This window comes from Mesorhizobium sp. WSM1293 (assembly GCF_000513875.1).
In the GTDB taxonomy this organism is placed as follows: domain Bacteria; phylum Pseudomonadota; class Alphaproteobacteria; order Rhizobiales; family Rhizobiaceae; genus Mesorhizobium; species Mesorhizobium ciceri.
Genome location: NZ_AZUV01000018.1, coordinates 62,038 through 78,432 on the forward strand (window position 1 = coordinate 62,038; position 16,395 = coordinate 78,432).

The following is a 16,395-nucleotide window of genomic DNA, read 5'->3' on the forward strand; positions in this document are numbered from 1 at the left end:
GGAAACGCGATCATGGCACAGCCTTATGTTGGTGAGATCCGTATGTTTGCCGGAAATTTTGCGCCGGCAGGCTGGATGTTCTGCGAAGGGCAGCTGCTGCCTATCTCCGAGAACGAGACGCTTTTCCAACTGATCGGTACCACCTATGGCGGCGATGGCCAGAGCACATTCGCGCTGCCCGACCTGCGCGGCCGCCTTCCGATCCATCAGGGCAACGGTTTCATCCTTGCCGAGACCGGCGGTGTAGAAGAGCTCACGCTGACGATCAGCCAAATCCCTTCACACAGCCACCCGATGCTCGCGTCGGGCAACACGGGAACCGGCTCCAATCCGCAAGGTAATGTGCTCGACCAGATGAGCGGCGCGATCCTGCTGTATAAAGACCAGCCGCCCACGATTCCAATGAGTGCGGTGGCCGTCAATTCCATAGGCGGCAGCCAGCCGCACAGCAACTTCCAGCCCTATCTCTGCGTCGATTTCATCATCTCGCTGTTCGGAATCTTTCCGTCGCAGACTTAAAGAGGGACCGCCATGGCCGACCCGTTCGTCGCCGAAATCCGCATCTTTCCGTTCAATTTCGCACCCAAGGGCTGGGCCTGGTGCGACGGCCAGCTATTACCGCTGTCGCAGAACACGGCGCTATTTTCGCTGCTCGGCACGACCTATGGCGGCGACGGCAAGTCCAATTTTGCGCTGCCCGACCTCCAGGGCCGGACGCCGATGCATCCAGGCCATGGCCCCGGCCTTTCGCTGCACGATCTCGGCGAAACCGGTGGTTCGGAGACGGTGACGTTGCTCGAATCTGAAATTCCCATGCATTCGCATGGCATGATGGCGGCGAATATACCCGCCGATCAGGGGGCTCCGTCGCCGGCCCGGTCGCTTGGCAGATCGGTGAACGCATTCGCCTATGTCGCCGGCAGTCCGCAGCCGGCGTTGGTTCCGATGAGTGATCAAATGCTCGCTCCCGCCGGCGGCGACCAGCCGCACAACAATATGCAGCCCTATCTCACCTGCTATTTCTGCATCGCACTGCAAGGCGTCTTCCCGCCAAGAAGCTGAATTCCGAACCAAAGGGCAGGATCGTACGATGGCCAAGAACGCAGAACCGAAGTCGAAGGCCCCCGCAGCGAAGACGCCGGCGTCGAAAGCGGCTTTCAGGGCCCGCCCGGCGCGGCCCAGCCCCCCACCCATTTACCAGCACAAGCCGGCCGGCGCTTCCTTCTTCGAACTGTCGCGGCTGATGGTGGTGGGGATCGATTCCGCCAAGGGGCAGTTGATCCAGAAGGCGCAGCTTTCGCCGAACGGGCCATGGCCTTCGGCCTGGTCGTTCATCGCGCCCGGCGCCTGGGTGATCATGACGGCGGGGCTGACCAGGGACGGCCGCGTCGCGGTGGTCGCGCAGCCATCGGGAACCACCAACCTGTCCTTCATCACCGAGGACGCCAACCAGATCGGCCCGGTCGAGAAATGGACCGCGCCGATGAGCATCGGCACGCCGCCCGGCGCCACCAGCTACCAGAAGCTTTCGATGGCGCGCGATGCCGATGGCCGCATCGAAGTCTTCGTCACCGACAATCAGGGCCGCATCTGGTGGATCTACCAGAATCCGGACCAGATCGTGCAGGTGCAGAAAACCATCACGCCACCGGGCACGACGACGCCGATCGTCGTCACCGTCGACGTGCCGGCGCCGCCGGCCAAACCGTGGAGCGACTGGATCCAGATCCCCGGCGGGCTGGTGACGGTTTCGGCGATTCGCCAGGGTGACGGCCGCATCGCGCTGTTCGGCATCAATTCGAACCTGCATCTCTATCGCTGCCAGCAGGCGAAGGCGCGGGCCTTGAAGGCCGCCGACTGGACGGGTTGGGTGCAGATCGACACGACCCAGACAGGCGGCTTCATCGAGATGGCGCCGGTGATCGGCCCGCTCGGCGCCACCAATCTCTTCGCCCTGACCCAGAGCGGCCAGGTGCTGCATACGCGCCAGATGCCCGCCGGATCGGATACGTGGACGCAGTGGGCGACACCTGGCTACTCCAGGGCGTCCAACCTGGCGCTTGCCGCCGGCATCCAGGGCGACGGCGATATCGTGCTGGTCGCCGCCGACCAGCATTTCCTCCAATTCAACGCGCAATGGGATGCCTACACCCAGAACTGGTCGGGATGGCGCGATTTCGGCGCATCCCTTCGCTCGACGCGCCTGACGCTCAACTACAATGCCGATGGCCGGCTTGCCCTGTTCAGCCTGGCGCGCATGCCGGACGGCACCAACGGCCTGTGGACGATCAACCAGATGGGCATCGACAGTTCCGAATGGGAGTATAACTGGACGTCGCTGACCGACAACAATCTCAAGCAGATCGTCGTCGTGCGCGACCTGACGCCCCCGGTCTGACGGTTGATTTCCGGTCGCGTGGCAGAAACGAAACAGGCACGTCCGGTCTGGTCGCGCTCCGACAAGGCCGGGCTCCGCTTTCGTGCGGCAGTGGACGCGGACATGCCGTTCCTGTCGCGGCTCTACGCCTCGACGCGCATGGATGAACTCGCCGTGACGGCGTGGAGCGACGCGCAGAAGGCCGAATTCCTCAGCATGCAGTTCCAGGCGCAGCACGCGCATTACCAAAAACACTATCCCGAGGCCGACTGGCTGGTGGTGGAACGAGCGGGGAAAGACATCGGCCGGCTCTACATCGAGCGCTGGCCAAGCCAGCACCGCATCATCGACATTGCCTTCCTGCCGGAGCATCGCCACAAGGGCTACGGCACCGCACTGCTGCGCGATCTCATCGACCAGGCATGGTTAGCCGGCAAATCAGTATCGATCCACGTCGAGAAGCACAATCCGGCCAGGTGGCTCTATGTCAGGCTCGGTTTTGCGGTGGTCGAGGACAAGGGTGTATACGATTTGATGGCGTGTGCGGCGCCGAGCGGCGGGGCGGGATGAGACGATGGCTGTCCCGCTGGCGTCAAGGTTTCGCGCCGCAGCGCAAGCGTCGCCTCAAAAAGCAAACGTCGCCTAGTTGAACACCGCTTCGTACAGCCGCCCGGCCGCATCGGCGGCGACCGGCACGATGAAGATCTCGTGGCTGCCGCTTTCCCCGGTGAAAAGGTAGGTCGCCTGCGGCAGCGCGATGTCGCGCGGGCCTCTAAACAGCAGCGAGAAACCGCCACCCAGGCGCGGGCTGGCGGCGATGGGCTTGACCGCGCTCAGTTCGAGCGGGATCTGCTTGCCCCCGGCTTCGATGGTGAAGGTTTGTCCCTGCTCGAAATCCGACACCGACGCCATCCCGTTTGCCTCAATCTGTGCGCTGGAGCGGTTCAGCGTTCGGATCCGATCCAGCTTTTTGTTTCTCCGCAATTGCCAAGGGAAAACCGCTGCACACTTTTCCCGGAATTGCTCCAGCGGCGGCACTGTCGCCGCTTCGCCGTAAGCTGTCCAGAGGCAGGCAGGCTGCCGGGCCGGGCGCCCTAAGACAATTCGTCGCCGCAATCCCAAAATACAGCACCGCCTGTCCTTTTATGCGCGCAAGAGACGCTGTAGTACTTTGTTCCTGCGCGGGATTCCTTTCGATCCAAGATCAGCGCAAACAAGCATAGATCCCGGCTTCGGGACCATTGGCAGCCTGACGGGCGTGCGGGAGACGGATGATGGCGGATGCAAAGACGGACGTGCCGGGCGATGCGCTGCCGCTGTTCTATTCGAGGCCCGAGGCGCTCAATCCGGCGCGGCACGGCTCGCTCGGCCTGACCGCGCGCAGCGACTTCGGCTTCGCCCGCTCGGCGCACGCCATTCCGGTGGTCGCGTCGGAAATGCCGGCGGCGATGCGCTCCTACCCGATCGTCTTCATCGGCCCGGCCAAGTCGCCGGTGATCATCACCGGCGTGCGCCAGAACGAGAACCTGTTCGTCGATGCCGACGGCAAATGGACCGGGCCGCACTACATCCCCGCCTATGTCCGCCGCTTCCCCTTCATCCTGGCCGAAGACCCGACATCGGCCGGCCGGCTGACGCTGTGCGCCGACCGGGCAAGCGACCGTGTCGTCGACCAGCTGCTGGCGCCGTTGCGCGACGACAAGATCCTGCCGTTCTTCGCCGGCAACGAGCCGACCGAAGCGACCAGACAGGCGCTCGCCTTCTGCAACCAGTTCCAGATCGACTTCCGAGCCACCCGCGAGATGGTCGAAAAGATCGATGCGCACGGCCTGTTTTCGCCGCGCCAGAGCAAGGTGACGCTGGAGGGCGGCGAAATTCTCAACCTCACCGACTTCCAGGTGATCGACGAGCCGGCCTTCAACAAATTGAGCGACGAGGCGTTTCTCGACCTGCGCAAATCAGGCGCGCTCGGCCTGCTCTATTGCCACCTCGCCTCGACCAACAGCTGGACCTCGCTGGTGCATCAGGCATCGCTGCGGAAGGCGGATGGGGCGAAGGTTGGCTGAGGCAGCCTTTCCCCTTGGCCGTATCCAACTCCGGAAAACAGCGTACGAGCAATCAGGAAAGAAACTTCCGATCTATGTCCCTGCCGGTCAGCTCATCCTCAGGCGAACCAAGACAACCTTCGGCTGGTCGCCCGCGCGCTCCACATCTAGTATACCGGAAGCTTCAGCTAGATCACTCAATCGCGCATAGCCGTAGTTTCTAGCGTCGAAGTCTGGAGATTGCTTTGCCAGATGGGCGCCCACGCGTGCGAGATTCGCGCGACCGTCTTCGTCTGCCGATGCTTCCACCGCCTTTCGGAGCATGCTCAGCGCGGCCTTGTCCAGTCTGCCACCCGCCGCTCCGCCCTGCGCTGGACGGGCTTTTTCCGGTTCGGTTTTGACGGGTACGGCGGCAGAGGCGGCGGGCTTTCCAACGAGCTTCTCTTTTGTAATCGGGGCAGTCAGCGGCGGCTCGGCTGCCGCGCCATCGAGCACATCGACATATATGAACTTGTCGCAGGCCGTTATGAACGGTCGAGGCGTCTTGCGTTCACCGAACCCGTAAACGGTTATGCCCTGTTCGCGGATTCGTGACGCGAGCCTTGCGAAATCGCTGTCGCTCGAAACGATACAGAAGCCGGAAAAGCGCCCCGTGTAGAGCAGGTCCATCGCGTCAATGATCATCGCGCCGTCGGTCGCGTTCTTACCTGTCGTGTAGGCGAACTGCTGCATCGGTTGAATCGAATGCTCAAGCAGGCATTCCTTCCAGCCACCGAGGTTTGGCTTCGTCCAGTCACCGTAGATTCGCCTGACGCTCGCGGTGCCGTAATTGGCGATCTCCGCAAGAAGCCCCGAGATGATCTTCGGTGAAGCGTTGTCGCCGTCAATCAAAAGCGCCAGTGTATCGCCCGTCATTTTGCAAACCCTCTGCCTGTCCCATACGATAACCCAGATTTTAGGTTCAGGCATCTTGCATGGATACGTCTCGAAACTCGCTCGTGCGAGGGATTTGGAGGCGTTTTTTTGAGCCGGGGATGCGTAAACTTGGGAGGCGATTGCCGGGCCAAAAACGAAAAAGCCGCGGCGGACCGCGGCTTTTCGATGCTTGATTTCCTTAGAGGAAATTGGAGCGGGTGAAGCGATTCGAACGCTCGACCCCAACCTTGGCAAGGTTGTGCTCTACCCCTGAGCTACACCCGCTCGCACGGCGTCTTGGCCGCAAGCCGGGCCTATATGGCTGAAGAGCGCGGCGATTGCAACAGGGAAATCGCAGGCTTTTTTACGACCCGGCAAGCGAGGCCGGCAAGCCGCCGGCGGGCGCGCGAGTGGCACGCGGCGGGGGCGCCACCGCAAAGGGCGGGTGCCGCTCACCGTGATGTCGCATGACGGTCTTGTGTCGGCCGCCCCATTGGCCGTAAACGGCATGGGCTCACAAACGGGACGAAGACGAAACCGATGCCGAAGACCGAAGCCGAACTTTTTGCCTTTCTTGCCGAGCTGGGCATTGCTGCCTCGACCAAGCGCCATCCACCGCTCTATACCGTCGCCGATTCGCAGGCGCTGCGCGGCGAGATCGCCGGCGGGCACACGAAAAACCTGTTCCTGAAGGACAAGAAGGACAATTTCTTTCTGGTCACCGTCGGCGAGGACGCGGTCGTCGACCTGAAGCAGATCCACCAGGTGATAGGCGCCGCCAGCCGGGTTTCTTTCGGCAAACCGGAGATGCTGATGGAGTTGCTCGGCGTCACGCCGGGCGCCGTCACGGTCTTTGGCATCATCAACGACACGGCAAACAGGGTCAAGCTCGTGCTCGACAAGGATTTGATGGAGCATGCGGTGATCAATGGGCATCCGCTGACCAATGAGGCGACGACATCGATCGCAGCGAGCGACCTGATCAGATTCGTCGAGGCAACCGGGCACGATGCTGCTATCTTGAAAGTCTCCGCGTGATCGCCACATGGATGGCTTAAAACCGATGGTCTGAAGCATAGGGCGCCTGGCCGCCGGCCGGCGGCGCCACGGAAGGGTAAAGAGATGAGCGACAACAATCCGTTCGGCGGCCCCTTTGGCGGCAATGGCGGCCAGTACACCACCTCGGTGCAGTATGGTGGAACCGCGCCGGCGCCGGCGAAAGTCGCGCTTGGCGATACGCCCGCCGCTCCCGCCGATGTGATCAAGGACACGACGACGGCTGCCTTTGCCGCCGATGTCATCCAGGAATCGCGCCGCCAGCCGGTGCTGGTCGATTTTTGGGCGCCTTGGTGCGGACCTTGCAAGCAACTGACGCCGCAGCTGGAGAAGGCGGTCAAGGCCGCCGGCGGCAGGGTCAAGCTGGTCAAGATGAACATCGACGACCATCCGTCGATCGCCGGCCAGCTCGGCATCCAGTCGATCCCGGCGGTCATCGCCTTCAAGGACGGCCAGCCGGTCGATGGCTTCATGGGCGCCATCCCGGAGAGCCAGATCAACGAATTCATCACCAAGGTCGGCGGCAAGGGCAATGGCGCGCCGCCGGTGGCCGAAGCTCTGGCTGCGGCGACCGAGGCGCGCGACGCCGGCGACATGCAGACCGCGGCCGACATTTATGACGCCATCCTGGCGCAGGCGCCGGAGACGATCGAGGCGATCGCCGGACTGGGAGAGCTGCTGTTCGAGGCCGGCGACACGGAAGGCGCCGAGGCGCTTTTGGCAACGGCCCCGGAGGCCAAGAAGGATGCGCCGCCACTGGCAGCCCTGCGCGCCAGGATGGCGGTTGCGGCGCAGGCGGCGGCTCTCGGCAATCCAGCCGAATTCGAGCGGCGCCTTGCGGAAAATCCCGGAGATCACCAGGCGCGTTTCGATCTGGCCATGATCCAGAACGCCAACGGCGACCGTACGGCCGCAGCCGACAATCTGCTGGCCATCATCAAGGCCGACCGGGCCTGGAACGAGGATGGCGCCAGGACGCAATTGCTGCAGCTGTTCGAGGCCTGGGGCATGACCGACGAGGCGACGCTGGCCGCGCGCCGCAAATTGTCGGCGCTGCTGTTTTCCTGAGCCGGCTGCCGGTTGTTTTGCCCCACGGGCTTGGCGTCGGCGATGATTGCGCCAGATTAGGGCCAAGAACTCACGCGCTTCTTGATGGCGCGATCGGAGGAATGAGGTGCAAGCGGGAAACGCGCATTACCGGCTCGCCAAGGATTTGCCGTCGACGATCCCTATCTTTCCGCTCGAGGGGGCGCTTTTGCTGCCGGGAGGCCGCATGCCGCTCAACATCTTCGAGCCGCGCTATCTGCAGATGGTGGACGAGGCGATCGCCGGCTCGCGGCTCATCGGCGTCATCCAGCCCAGTCTCGACGGCGCCTTGCGCGACGACGGTGAGCCGGAACTCTGCAATGTCGGTTGCACCGGGCGCATCATCGCCTTTTCCGAGAGCGGCGACGGCCGTTACCTGATTTCGCTGCAGGGCGTGTGCCGGTTCCGCATCGCCCATGAATTGACGGTCAAGACGCCGTTTCGCCAGTGCAAGCCCTCGCCTTTCCTTGCCGATCTCGATGAGGACCAGGCGGGCAACGAGATCGACCGGCCATCGCTGCTCAAGGCATTTCGCGCCTATCTGCAGGCCAACGACCTCGAGGCCGACTGGGAAAGCGTCAGCCGGGCCGAAAATGCCATGCTGGTCAATGCGTTGTCGATGATGGCGCCCTACGGGCCAGCCGAGAAACAGGCGCTGCTCGAAGCGGCGGATTTGAAGACCCGGGCCGAGACGCTGATCGCCATCACCGAAATGGCGCTGGCGCGCGAGAATGAGGATTTTGGGTCGAGTTTGCAGTAAGAGGGCGCGATGGCGGACGGACGTGACGGGAAGAAGGTCGACCCCAAGCTGCTGGAACTCTTGGCCTGCCCACTGACCAAGGGGCCGCTGGCCTGGGATCCGGAGCGCGGCGAACTGATTTCCAGGGTCGCCAAGATTGCCTATCCGGTGCGTGACGGCATCCCGATCATGCTGCCTTCCGAGGCGCGGACGCTTTCGGTGGAGGATGTGCTGGCCCCGCCACCGCCACGTTTGGGTGGGCCGGGCTGAGGGGCACGTTTCTTGTACCCAATAGGCCGGCAGGACAGAGGGGGCGCGAAGGATCGCCGACGTCCGCTTTCGTTCCGTTCTTGGCATGGCCTTGCCTACTGAAAATTCCGCCCCTTGGGCATGACCTGTTCCGCTTCTTCCGACAGCGTTGCGAGATCCTGCCGGATCGGCGCGCTTTGTTTGGCGGGGCTGAAGCGATCCGAACCGTCCTTGGCGAGGTCTCTCGGAGGAACCACTGGTGCAGCCTCGCTGACCTTCTCCAGAAGCACGGTCAGCCAGGGCGTCAGATCCTCGATCTTCTCGGCGACGATGTGGACCACACCCGATTCCGACTGCAATTTCCCGGTGACCTTGACGAACCGGGCGCCCATGACGATGGGCCGGTAATGGTCGAAGGTTCTTTGCCAGAAGATGATGTTGGCCACCGCCTTGTCGTCCTCCAGCGTCAGGAAGATCGCATTGCCCTTGCCGGGGCGCTGCCGCACCAGCACGAGGCCGGCGACCGAGACGCGCCTGCCGTCGCGCACGGAAGGAAGATTCGCATTGGGGATGACGCCGGCGCGGTCGAGCCGCTCGCGCAGGAAGGCGACCGGATGCGCCTTCAGCGACAGGCCGAGCGCGCGGTAATCGTGGATGACATGCTCGCCGAGCGGCATTTTCGGCAGCCTCGTCTCCGGTTCCAGCTCGCGCAGGCGAAGCGCCGGCTGGTCGAACAGCGGCAGCCTTTCGGCGGCGCTCTTGCCGTCGAGCGCGCGCACCGCCCACAGGGCTTCGCGACGGTCAAGACCGAGCGAGCGGAAGGCATCGGCCTGCGCCAGTTTTTCGATCTCGCCGACATCGAGGCCGGAGCGCAGCCAGACATCCCTGACGGATACATAGCCTGAGCCGCGCCGCTCGACGAAAGCTTCCATGCGCTCCTTCGACAGGCCCTTGATCTGCCTGAAGCCGAGCCGGACGGCATGCTTCGTCTCGATGACGCCGCGCATTTCGGCATGGCGTGGCAGGATGCGGGCCGGATCGAATGGCGCCTTTTCCAACGTACAATCCCACACCGAAAAATTGACGTCGACGTCGCGGATGTCGACGCCATGGTCGCTTGCGTCGCGCACGAGTTGGGCCGGCTGGTAAAACCCCATCGGCTGCGAATTCAGGATCGCGGCGCAGAACACGTCGGGATAGAAGGTCTTGAACCAGCAGGAGGCATAGACGAGCAGGGCGAAGGAAGCAGCATGGCTTTCAGGAAAGCCGTATTCGCCAAAGCCCTCGATCTGCTTGAAGCAGCGCTCGGCGAAGTCCTTCGTGTAGCCCTTGCCGACCATGCCATTGATCATACGGTCGCGGTAATTGCCGATGGTGCCGGTGCGCTTGAAGGTGGCCATGGCGCGGCGCAGTTCATCGGCTTCGCCCGGTTTGAAACCGCCGGCGACGATGGCGATATTCATCGCCTGTTCCTGGAACAGCGGTACGCCAAGCGTCTTCTTGAGGATCGCTTCCAGCTCCGGCTTTTGATACTCGGCCTGTTCCTTGCCTTGCCGGCGGCGCAGATAGGGATGAACCATGTCGCCCTGGATCGGGCCCGGCCGAACGATCGCCACCTCGATGACGAGATCGTAAAAATTGTCTGGCTTGAGACGCGGCAGCATCGACATCTGCGCCCGCGATTCGATCTGGAAGACGCCGAGCGTGTCGGCGCGGCAGATCATCTTGTAGACCTGCCTGTCCTCCGGCGGCAGGGTGGCCAACACATAGGGCTGCCCATACTCATCCCGCGCATTAGGATAGTGATCCGTGAGCAAGGTGAAGGCGCGTTGCAGGCAGGTCAGCATGCCGAGCGCCAGCACGTCGACTTTCAAGATCTTCACCGCGTCGAGATCGTCCTTGTCCCATTCGACCATCTTGCGCTCGTCCATCGCCGTCTTGACGATGGGCACAATCTCGTCGAGCCGGTCCCTGGTGATGACGAAGCCGCCGACATGCTGGGAGAGATGGCGGGGGAAGCCCATGATCTCATTGGCACGCTCCATCACGTGCCTCGACACCGGGTCGGTGCGGTCGAGGCCGCCGGCGCGGGCTTCCTTCTCGCCAAGCTCCGATGTCGACCAACCCCAGATCGAGCCGGAAAGCGATGCCCTGACATCCTCGGACAGGCCCATCGCCTTCGACACTTCGCGCAGCGCCGACCGGCCGCGATAGCTGATGACGGCGGCGGCAAGTGCCGTGCGCTTGCCGCTGTATTTCTCGTAGATGTACTGGATTACGGTTTCGCGCTTTTCGTGCTCGAAATCGACGTCGATATCCGGCGGTTCGTTTCTCTCCTCGGAAATGAAGCGCTCGAAGAGCGAATCGATTTTTTCCGGCCCCACTTCGGTGATGCCGATGCAGAAGCAGACGACCGAATTGGCGGCTGATCCACGTCCCTGGCAGAGAATATCCTTGCTGCGCGCGAACTTGACGATGTCGTAGACAGTCAGGAAATAGCGGGCATAGTTGAGGCGTTCGATCAAAGCGAGCTCTTCCTCGATGCGCTTGGTCACGGAATCCGGCACACCAGCCGGATAGCGGTTCGCCGCCCCCTCCCGCGCCAGTCGCGCCAGCTCAGCCTGTGGACCAAGACCCGATTCCGTCGGCTCGTCGGGGTAGTTGTACTGGAGGTCGCCAAGCGAAAAAGTCAGCTCTTGCGCAAACCGCAGCGTCTCGGCCAGCGCCTGCGGATGCCGGCGGAACAGGCGGCCCATCTCCATTGGCGGCTTCAGATGGCGCTCGGCATTGGCGGTGAGTTGCAGCCCGACCTCGGCAACGGGCGTGTTGAGGCGGATCGCGGTCAGCACGTCCTGCAGCGGGCGCCGTTCGGCGGTGTGATAAAGAACGTCGTTGGTCGCCATCAGCGGAATGCCGGCGCTCTCGGCAAGTGCTGCCGCCTGCTCGATCCGGAAACGGTCATTGCCGGCGTAGTCGGGCGAAACGCCAAGCCGCAGGTTCCTGCCGAAACGGCCCTTGAGCTCACCAAGCAAGGCAAGACTGTCTTGCGCCCCCGTCGACAGACCGGGCAGGACCGCCAGCGATATCAGGTCACCCCATTCGAGCAGGTCGCCGCGCTGGAGAAGGGTGGCGCCTTTTTCGTTCTCGTCGCGCAGATTGGCTTGCGTCAGCATGCGGCAGAGGTGCCCCCAGCCCTTGCGGTCCTGGGGATAGGCGAGGATGTCCGGCGTGCCGTCGTCAAAAACCAGCCGGCAGCCGGGGTGATAGGAGAGTTTTTCGACCTTGGCCTGCTGCCAGGCGCGCACCACGCCGGCCACCGTGTTGCGATCGGCAAGTCCGATCGCCGAGAAGCCCAGGAGCTTGGCCGCGACCACCAGCTCCTCCGGCTTGGAGGCGCCGCGCAGGAAGGAGAAATTCGACTGGATGCCGAACTCGGCATAGGGAATGACGGTCAGCGCGTTCATGCGAAGACTCCATGCAGGAACCAGCGCGGCGGGACTTGCGAGGCGCCGCCGTAGAGGCCTTGCCGGTAGAGCCAGTAGCGGCGGCCGTCGGCATCCTCGATGCGGAAATAGTCGCGCGTCGATGCCGCCTCGTCGCTTGGCGCTTCCCGCCACCATTCGGCGGCGATGCGTTCCGGCCCTTCGGCGCGCTTGACCCGGTAGAGCGCGCGCCGCCAGCGGAAGTTCAGCGGCGGTCCTTCCGGCATTTCGGTGGCCGGCACATCGATGGGTTCGGGCGAGCGGAACAGCCGGATCGGTCGTTCCGGCGGAAATATGGTTTTTGGTGCCTGCAGCCTGTCCGGCTTCTTCGGCGGCGTGGTCCGGCACGGCGCGTCGGTGAAGGGGATGGTGGCGACGGCACGCTCCGGCAGATGGCTTTCGACCGCGACCGGCCGGAGAACCGCGCCATCGCCGAGCCGGGCGCGGATGCGGTCGGCGAACAGCGCGATATCGGCGCCGTCGTCGGTCACCTCGCCGGCAAGATCGGCCTGCTGCATGTCGAAGGTGGCTGATGCCAACACCGAGAGCCGCACCAGATCGAAACCATAGCCGGCATCGATATCCTGTTCGAGCGCGGCCAGCCTTTCATGGAACAGTTTCTGGATCAGCATGGGTTCGCGCATCGGCCGCGAGGTACCGAGCGCGATGCGGCTGACGGCGCCGTCGACGCGAAAGAGCAGCAGCGCCAGCGTCCGGGCGCCCTCGCCGCGGCGCTCGAGGTCGGTCTTCAAGGTCGCCGCCAGCATGCCCACCAGCCGTTCGATGTCCTCGGTCAGTGTGACGGGTTCGGCGAGGTGGCGTTCGACCGAAAGCGGCGCGACGGGCAGGCGCGGCGACACCGCCTCGTCGAGCCGGCCAAGCGCCTGGTCGAGGCGCAGGAGCAGCAGGGCGCCGAAGCGGCGGGCGAGCGGCGCGCGCGGTGCCGCCATGACGGCGCCCGCCGTGCGCAGGCCCACACTTTCCAGGCTGGTGCGGGTCGAAGGTTCTATGCGCAGCGCGGCCAGCGGCAGGGGCGCCAGCAGCGCCTCCTCCTCGCCTGACACAACGATGCGGTCGCCGCAAAAGCGTGCCGCCGCCCAGGCAGCGCCCGGCGTCGCGGCAAGCCCGGCGCGGACATCGAAACCCTGATGGAAGAAGCGCGACAGGATGTCGTCCAGCATGGCGCGCTCGCCGCCGAACAGATGGGTGCAGCCGGTGACGTCGAGAAACAGGCCGTCTGCCCCGTCCAGCGCCACCAGCGGGGTGTAGCGGTCGCACCAGTCGGCGAGGCCTTCGAGCAGGCGGCGATCGGCTTCCGGATCGGCCTCGACGACGTCGATCGACGGATGCATGGCGCGCGCATCGGCGATGCCCATGTCGCGCTTCAGGTGCAGCGCCTCAGCCCGCTCGTCGAGGGCCGAGATGCGCTGTGCGTTGCGGTCGCGATGGCTGATCACGAGCGGCGGGTGAGAGGGGTGATCCGACGGCCGGGAACGCCAGGACCGCCCCAGACGCTGGCGCAGGATCCTTTCCGCCGCCAGATAGGGAAACCATAGGGACAGGATTCTTTGGCCGGTTTCTTTCCCCACCTGCTCCTTCGTCGCCCGCTCTTTCGTCGAATGCGCGTTCATCGGGGTTCCACTCCAGTGTGAATTGTCCAGGCAGGGCCGTGCGGCTCTTGCCGATGGTGAGGGTGAAGGCCGGGCGGCCGATCGAGCCGGCCAGCGGCCCGGCGATGGTGTCGCGCGGCACCGCCGGCGCCGAGGCGACGATGAGGCGGACGGGTGCCGCCGTCGGTTCGGGCCCAGCCGCCTGCCGCAGCAGGAACACCGGCCGGCCGGCCGCTTGCGCCCTTGCATGCAGCCGGCGTGTCGCGGTCAGGTCAAGCCGCTGCGGATTGCCGCGGATTTCCAGGATGACGGCGGCGAGCGCCGTCATCCGGGCCGCCTCCTCGGCGACCCACAGTGCATCGACGAGCCTTGGCGCCTCGGAAAACAGCAATTGCTCCGGCTCGATGCCGAACGAGGCGTGAAGCCCCCTGGCATAGGGAAAGCCGGCCTCGCGAAAAATCTCCGATGTGCCGATCCACAGCACCGGCAGCCCCGGCGTTTGCTTGAGGATCAGGCTGGTGAGCGACAAAGCGAAGCCGGCGACGGCCCCGGCATCGCGGGTTTCAAGCCCATGGATTTCGCTCAGGGCGGCCTTCGGCAGCCCGCCGCTCAGGGCGGCGTCGAGGCGCCCGACGCCGATAGGCAGGAACGCATCCGGCAACGCCGCGGCAATGCCACGCCGGACGATTGTGAGATCAGTGTTGACGTCAGCATCAAAGGGTGCGGCTGCCGGCGCAGCCAAGCGCTCGGGCAGCGTTCCCTCGATTTTCGCGATCTGGCGGCGCAGGGCAAAAACAGTCTCCCGCGCCACGGCGGTCATCGCCATGACGGTCAGCTTCCACTCACAATTGTTCCTGTTATGTTCCTATAGATTCCAGAGCGCATCCCAAGAGTCAAGCAGAGTCATGGGGAATTTATTCCTCTCTGCAGGGATGGCGCAGGCGCATCGGCCCGTTCATTTGCCGATTCCGGTGCGAAAGCCTATATGCCGGGATCAAAGGACAAAGCATGGCCCGCATCTACAAGACCCGCACCTGGCACGACGAACTCTCGCCCTCGATGGACGAAATGGAGTTCCTGGCGCTGGAGGCGTACGCCCATCTGCCGGAGGATTTTCGCAAGCTGACCGGCGAGATCGTCATCCAGATCGCCGAATTCCCAACCGACGAAATCATGGACGATCTGTCGCTGGAAACGCCATTCGACCTGCTCGGCCTGTTCGAGGGACGCGGCATCGCCGAGCGCTGGAACCCGCAGACCGGCGAAGGCCCGAACCGCATCACGCTCTACCGCCGCGCCATCCTCGATTACTGGTCCGAGAACGAAGAGACGCTGGGCGACATCGTCACCCACGTGCTGATCCACGAGATCGGCCACCATTTCGGCCTGTCGGACGATGATATGGAGAAGATCGAAGAGGCGGCGGAGTAGGGTGCGCTGATATTCAGGTGATGCCGGCCTGCAAATGATGGCTTACTGCGCTTCCCCGCTCTACCGCGTCGCGGTAGAACGGTGCTCACGTACCCAAAAGTACGCTCCGCTCCGGTTCTCGGAAACCACCATTTTCGACTCGGCCTGACCTGAATCTCAACACACGCTGCGTCGGAGCTTTTCAAATCTACCAGTCACTCAGCTTGGTATCGGGCCCGTATTCCTGACCGTCGATATCCTTGACCACGGCCTGGCCGCAACGCATCGCTTTGGCCTTCTTGTCGTAGGCATAGGTCGGCGAGCCGAACAGATGCCAGCCCTTGTTCAGCGCCGCTGTCACCTTGTGGCAGAAGCTGGCATCGTCCGGAGCGGACAGAAAGCGGTAGAGTTTCATTGTTCAATTCCTGTCGTGAGTAGCTGTAGCCCGCTCGCATCCATCGAGCATTTATGACCCGATGGCGGCTGCCTTCGCCAGCAGTTTTTCGGCCTGCGCCAGGTGCAGCCGTTCGACCATCCTGCCGTTCAGCGCGATCACACCCTTGCCGGCATTCTCGGCGAGCGCGAAGGCTTCCTTCACCGAGCGTGCCTCGGCCACCGCTTCCGTGGACGGCACGAAGGCGCGGTTCGCGGCTTCGATCTGGGCCGGGTGGATGAGGCTCTTGCCGTCGAACCCCATGGCCGCGGCTTCCGCGCATTCATGGGCGAAGGTGTCGAGGTCGCGAAAATCGTTGGAGACGCCGTCGAGCATGTCGATGCCGCCGGCGCGTGCGGCCAGCACCATCTGCATCAGCCATGGCACGAGGTAGCGCCTGTCAGGCGTCGCCAGAATGCCGGTCTCCTTGACCAGATCATTCGTTCCGGCAACAAACAATTGAGCCGCGAGGCCGGATCGCGGCCAAGTTCGGCGATGGCGCCGATGTTGAGCAGCGCCTTGGGCGTCTCGATCATCGCCCATAGTTTCACGCTGTCGGGGGTAAAATTGTCGTCAAGCACGTCGCCGGCCTCGAGCAGGTCGCGCGGCGTGTCGACCTTGGGCAGAAGGATGCCGTCGGGTTCGCAGCTTGCGGCCGCCAGCAGGTCGTCGGCGCCCCATTCGCCTGATATCGCATTGATGCGCACGATCATCTCGCAGCGTCTCTCGGAATGGCCGGCGAAAATGCCGGCCAGTTTTTCGCGGGCGGCGATCTTGTCGGCCGGAGCGACGGCGTCTTCCAGGTCGATGATGATGGCATCGCAGGCAAGCTGCGCGATCTTGGCCAAGGCCTTGTCGCTGGAGGCCGGGATGTAGAGCACGGAGCGGCGCGGGCGATAGGTTTCCATGGATGATCTATGCCGCTTGTGGTTGGTCGAGGCAAGTCGGGGCATGAAGCTACCAATCTCCCCCCTCGAGGGGGGAGATCGGCAG

At 63.8% G+C, this 16,395-nt stretch carries 16 protein-coding genes, 1 tRNA gene and 1 pseudogene; 10 read left to right on the forward strand and 8 right to left on the reverse strand.

Going from position 1 to position 16,395, the window contains the following annotated elements; all coding sequences use genetic code 11:
• Positions 1 to 12 precede the first annotated feature (12 nt).
• The 4 genes from M729_RS0121840 to M729_RS0121855 are packed head-to-tail and all read left to right on the forward strand — an operon-like array spanning position 13 to position 2,947.
• A complete protein-coding gene (locus M729_RS0121840) occupies positions 13 to 519 on the forward strand; it encodes a tail fiber protein (protein WP_024504062.1) in 507 nt (168 codons plus the stop codon).
• Between the two features lie 12 nt (positions 520 to 531).
• Positions 532 to 1,062, forward strand: a complete 531-nt coding sequence (locus tag M729_RS0121845) for a tail fiber protein (RefSeq protein ID WP_024504061.1) — start codon at positions 532 to 534, stop codon at positions 1,060 to 1,062.
• A gap of 28 nt (positions 1,063 to 1,090) precedes the next feature.
• Positions 1,091 to 2,398, forward strand: a complete 1,308-nt coding sequence (locus M729_RS0121850; protein WP_027162856.1) for a hypothetical protein — start codon at positions 1,091 to 1,093, stop codon at positions 2,396 to 2,398.
• An 18-nt stretch (positions 2,399 to 2,416) separates the two neighbouring features.
• Positions 2,417 to 2,947, forward strand: coding sequence for a GNAT family N-acetyltransferase (locus M729_RS0121855; protein WP_027162857.1), 531 nt, complete (start codon positions 2,417 to 2,419; stop codon positions 2,945 to 2,947).
• A gap of 72 nt (positions 2,948 to 3,019) precedes the next feature.
• Here M729_RS0121855 and M729_RS0121860 read toward each other — a convergent pair whose 3' ends face one another.
• Positions 3,020 to 3,415, reverse strand: a complete 396-nt coding sequence (locus M729_RS0121860; RefSeq protein WP_245267612.1) for a hypothetical protein — start codon at positions 3,413 to 3,415, stop codon at positions 3,020 to 3,022.
• Between the two features lie 236 nt (positions 3,416 to 3,651).
• On the opposite strand from M729_RS0121860, the gene M729_RS0121865 reads away from it, so the two are divergent.
• Complete coding sequence (locus M729_RS0121865) at positions 3,652 to 4,443, forward strand: SapC family protein (protein ID WP_027162859.1); 792 nt, start codon at positions 3,652 to 3,654, stop codon at positions 4,441 to 4,443.
• Positions 4,444 to 4,530: 87 nt separating this feature from the next.
• Here M729_RS0121865 and M729_RS0121870 read toward each other — a convergent pair whose 3' ends face one another.
• Together M729_RS0121870 and M729_RS0121875 are read right to left on the reverse strand one after the other, a co-directional pair.
• Entirely contained in the window at positions 4,531 to 5,337 is an 807-nt protein-coding gene (locus tag M729_RS0121870) for an NYN domain-containing protein (protein WP_027162860.1), read from the reverse strand.
• A gap of 210 nt (positions 5,338 to 5,547) precedes the next feature.
• A tRNA-Gly gene (locus tag M729_RS0121875) sits at positions 5,548 to 5,622 on the reverse strand.
• A gap of 255 nt (positions 5,623 to 5,877) precedes the next feature.
• On the opposite strand from M729_RS0121875, the gene M729_RS0121880 reads away from it, so the two are divergent.
• The 4 genes from M729_RS0121880 (at position 5,878) to M729_RS0121895 (ending at position 8,488) form a co-directional block, all read left to right on the forward strand.
• Positions 5,878 to 6,375 carry a prolyl-tRNA synthetase associated domain-containing protein gene (locus M729_RS0121880; RefSeq protein ID WP_027162861.1) on the forward strand — a complete coding sequence of 166 codons (498 nt, stop codon included), beginning with the start codon at positions 5,878 to 5,880 and terminating at the stop codon, positions 6,373 to 6,375.
• An 84-nt stretch (positions 6,376 to 6,459) separates the two neighbouring features.
• Positions 6,460 to 7,461, forward strand: a complete 1,002-nt coding sequence (gene trxA / locus M729_RS0121885; RefSeq protein WP_027162862.1) for a thioredoxin — start codon at positions 6,460 to 6,462, stop codon at positions 7,459 to 7,461.
• A 106-nt stretch (positions 7,462 to 7,567) separates the two neighbouring features.
• Entirely contained in the window at positions 7,568 to 8,239 is a 672-nt protein-coding gene (locus M729_RS0121890) for an LON peptidase substrate-binding domain-containing protein (RefSeq protein ID WP_024504054.1), read from the forward strand.
• Positions 8,240 to 8,248: 9 nt separating this feature from the next.
• Positions 8,249 to 8,488 (forward strand): Trm112 family protein, encoded by a 240-nt coding sequence (locus M729_RS0121895; protein WP_013528775.1) that lies wholly within the window; start codon positions 8,249 to 8,251, stop codon positions 8,486 to 8,488.
• A gap of 95 nt (positions 8,489 to 8,583) precedes the next feature.
• Here M729_RS0121895 and M729_RS0121900 read toward each other — a convergent pair whose 3' ends face one another.
• The 3 genes from M729_RS0121900 to M729_RS0121910 are packed head-to-tail and all read right to left on the reverse strand — an operon-like array spanning position 8,584 to position 14,385.
• Positions 8,584 to 11,931 (reverse strand): error-prone DNA polymerase, encoded by a 3,348-nt coding sequence (locus tag M729_RS0121900; protein ID WP_027162863.1) that lies wholly within the window; start codon positions 11,929 to 11,931, stop codon positions 8,584 to 8,586.
• Positions 11,928 to 13,406, reverse strand: a complete 1,479-nt coding sequence (locus M729_RS0121905; RefSeq protein ID WP_027162864.1) for a DUF6504 family protein — start codon at positions 13,404 to 13,406, stop codon at positions 11,928 to 11,930. Before M729_RS0121905 ends, M729_RS0121900 begins: the two co-directional genes overlap by 4 nt.
• Positions 13,348 to 14,385, reverse strand: coding sequence for a hypothetical protein (locus tag M729_RS0121910; protein WP_027162865.1), 1,038 nt, complete (start codon positions 14,383 to 14,385; stop codon positions 13,348 to 13,350). The genes M729_RS0121905 and M729_RS0121910 overlap by 59 nt, the downstream gene beginning before the upstream one ends.
• A gap of 182 nt (positions 14,386 to 14,567) precedes the next feature.
• Here M729_RS0121910 and M729_RS0121915 point away from each other — a divergent pair, with 182 nt between their 5' ends.
• A complete protein-coding gene (locus tag M729_RS0121915; protein ID WP_023763026.1) occupies positions 14,568 to 14,990 on the forward strand; it encodes a metallopeptidase family protein in 423 nt (140 codons plus the stop codon).
• A 187-nt stretch (positions 14,991 to 15,177) separates the two neighbouring features.
• Here the strand turns inward: M729_RS0121915 and M729_RS0121920 are convergent, their stop codons facing one another.
• Both M729_RS0121920 and M729_RS01000000135570 read right to left on the reverse strand, forming a co-directional pair.
• Positions 15,178 to 15,384 carry a DUF1737 domain-containing protein gene (locus M729_RS0121920; protein WP_013528780.1) on the reverse strand — a complete coding sequence of 69 codons (207 nt, stop codon included), beginning with the start codon at positions 15,382 to 15,384 and terminating at the stop codon, positions 15,178 to 15,180.
• A 51-nt stretch (positions 15,385 to 15,435) separates the two neighbouring features.
• Positions 15,436 to 16,310 (reverse strand): annotated as a pseudogene (locus M729_RS01000000135570) (CoA ester lyase).
• Positions 16,311 to 16,395: the final 85 nt, after the last annotated feature.

Coding starts and splice junctions, on each gene's coding strand:
- M729_RS0121840 (WP_024504062.1), top strand. CDS start 13: ATGGCACAGCCTTATGTTGGTGAGATCCGTATGTTTGCCGGAAATTTT.
- M729_RS0121845 (WP_024504061.1), top strand. CDS start 532: ATGGCCGACCCGTTCGTCGCCGAAATCCGCATCTTTCCGTTCAATTTC.
- M729_RS0121850 (WP_027162856.1), top strand. CDS start 1,091: ATGGCCAAGAACGCAGAACCGAAGTCGAAGGCCCCCGCAGCGAAGACG.
- M729_RS0121865 (WP_027162859.1), top strand. CDS start 3,652: ATGGCGGATGCAAAGACGGACGTGCCGGGCGATGCGCTGCCGCTGTTC.
- M729_RS0121870 (WP_027162860.1), bottom strand. CDS start 5,337: ATGACGGGCGATACACTGGCGCTTTTGATTGACGGCGACAACGCTTCA.
- M729_RS0121880 (WP_027162861.1), top strand. CDS start 5,878: ATGCCGAAGACCGAAGCCGAACTTTTTGCCTTTCTTGCCGAGCTGGGC.
- trxA (WP_027162862.1), top strand. CDS start 6,460: ATGAGCGACAACAATCCGTTCGGCGGCCCCTTTGGCGGCAATGGCGGC.
- M729_RS0121895 (WP_013528775.1), top strand. CDS start 8,249: ATGGCGGACGGACGTGACGGGAAGAAGGTCGACCCCAAGCTGCTGGAA.
- M729_RS0121900 (WP_027162863.1), bottom strand. CDS start 11,931: ATGAACGCGCTGACCGTCATTCCCTATGCCGAGTTCGGCATCCAGTCG.
- M729_RS0121910 (WP_027162865.1), bottom strand. CDS start 14,385: ATGGCGATGACCGCCGTGGCGCGGGAGACTGTTTTTGCCCTGCGCCGC.
- M729_RS0121915 (WP_023763026.1), top strand. CDS start 14,568: ATGGCCCGCATCTACAAGACCCGCACCTGGCACGACGAACTCTCGCCC.
- M729_RS0121920 (WP_013528780.1), bottom strand. CDS start 15,384: ATGAAACTCTACCGCTTTCTGTCCGCTCCGGACGATGCCAGCTTCTGC.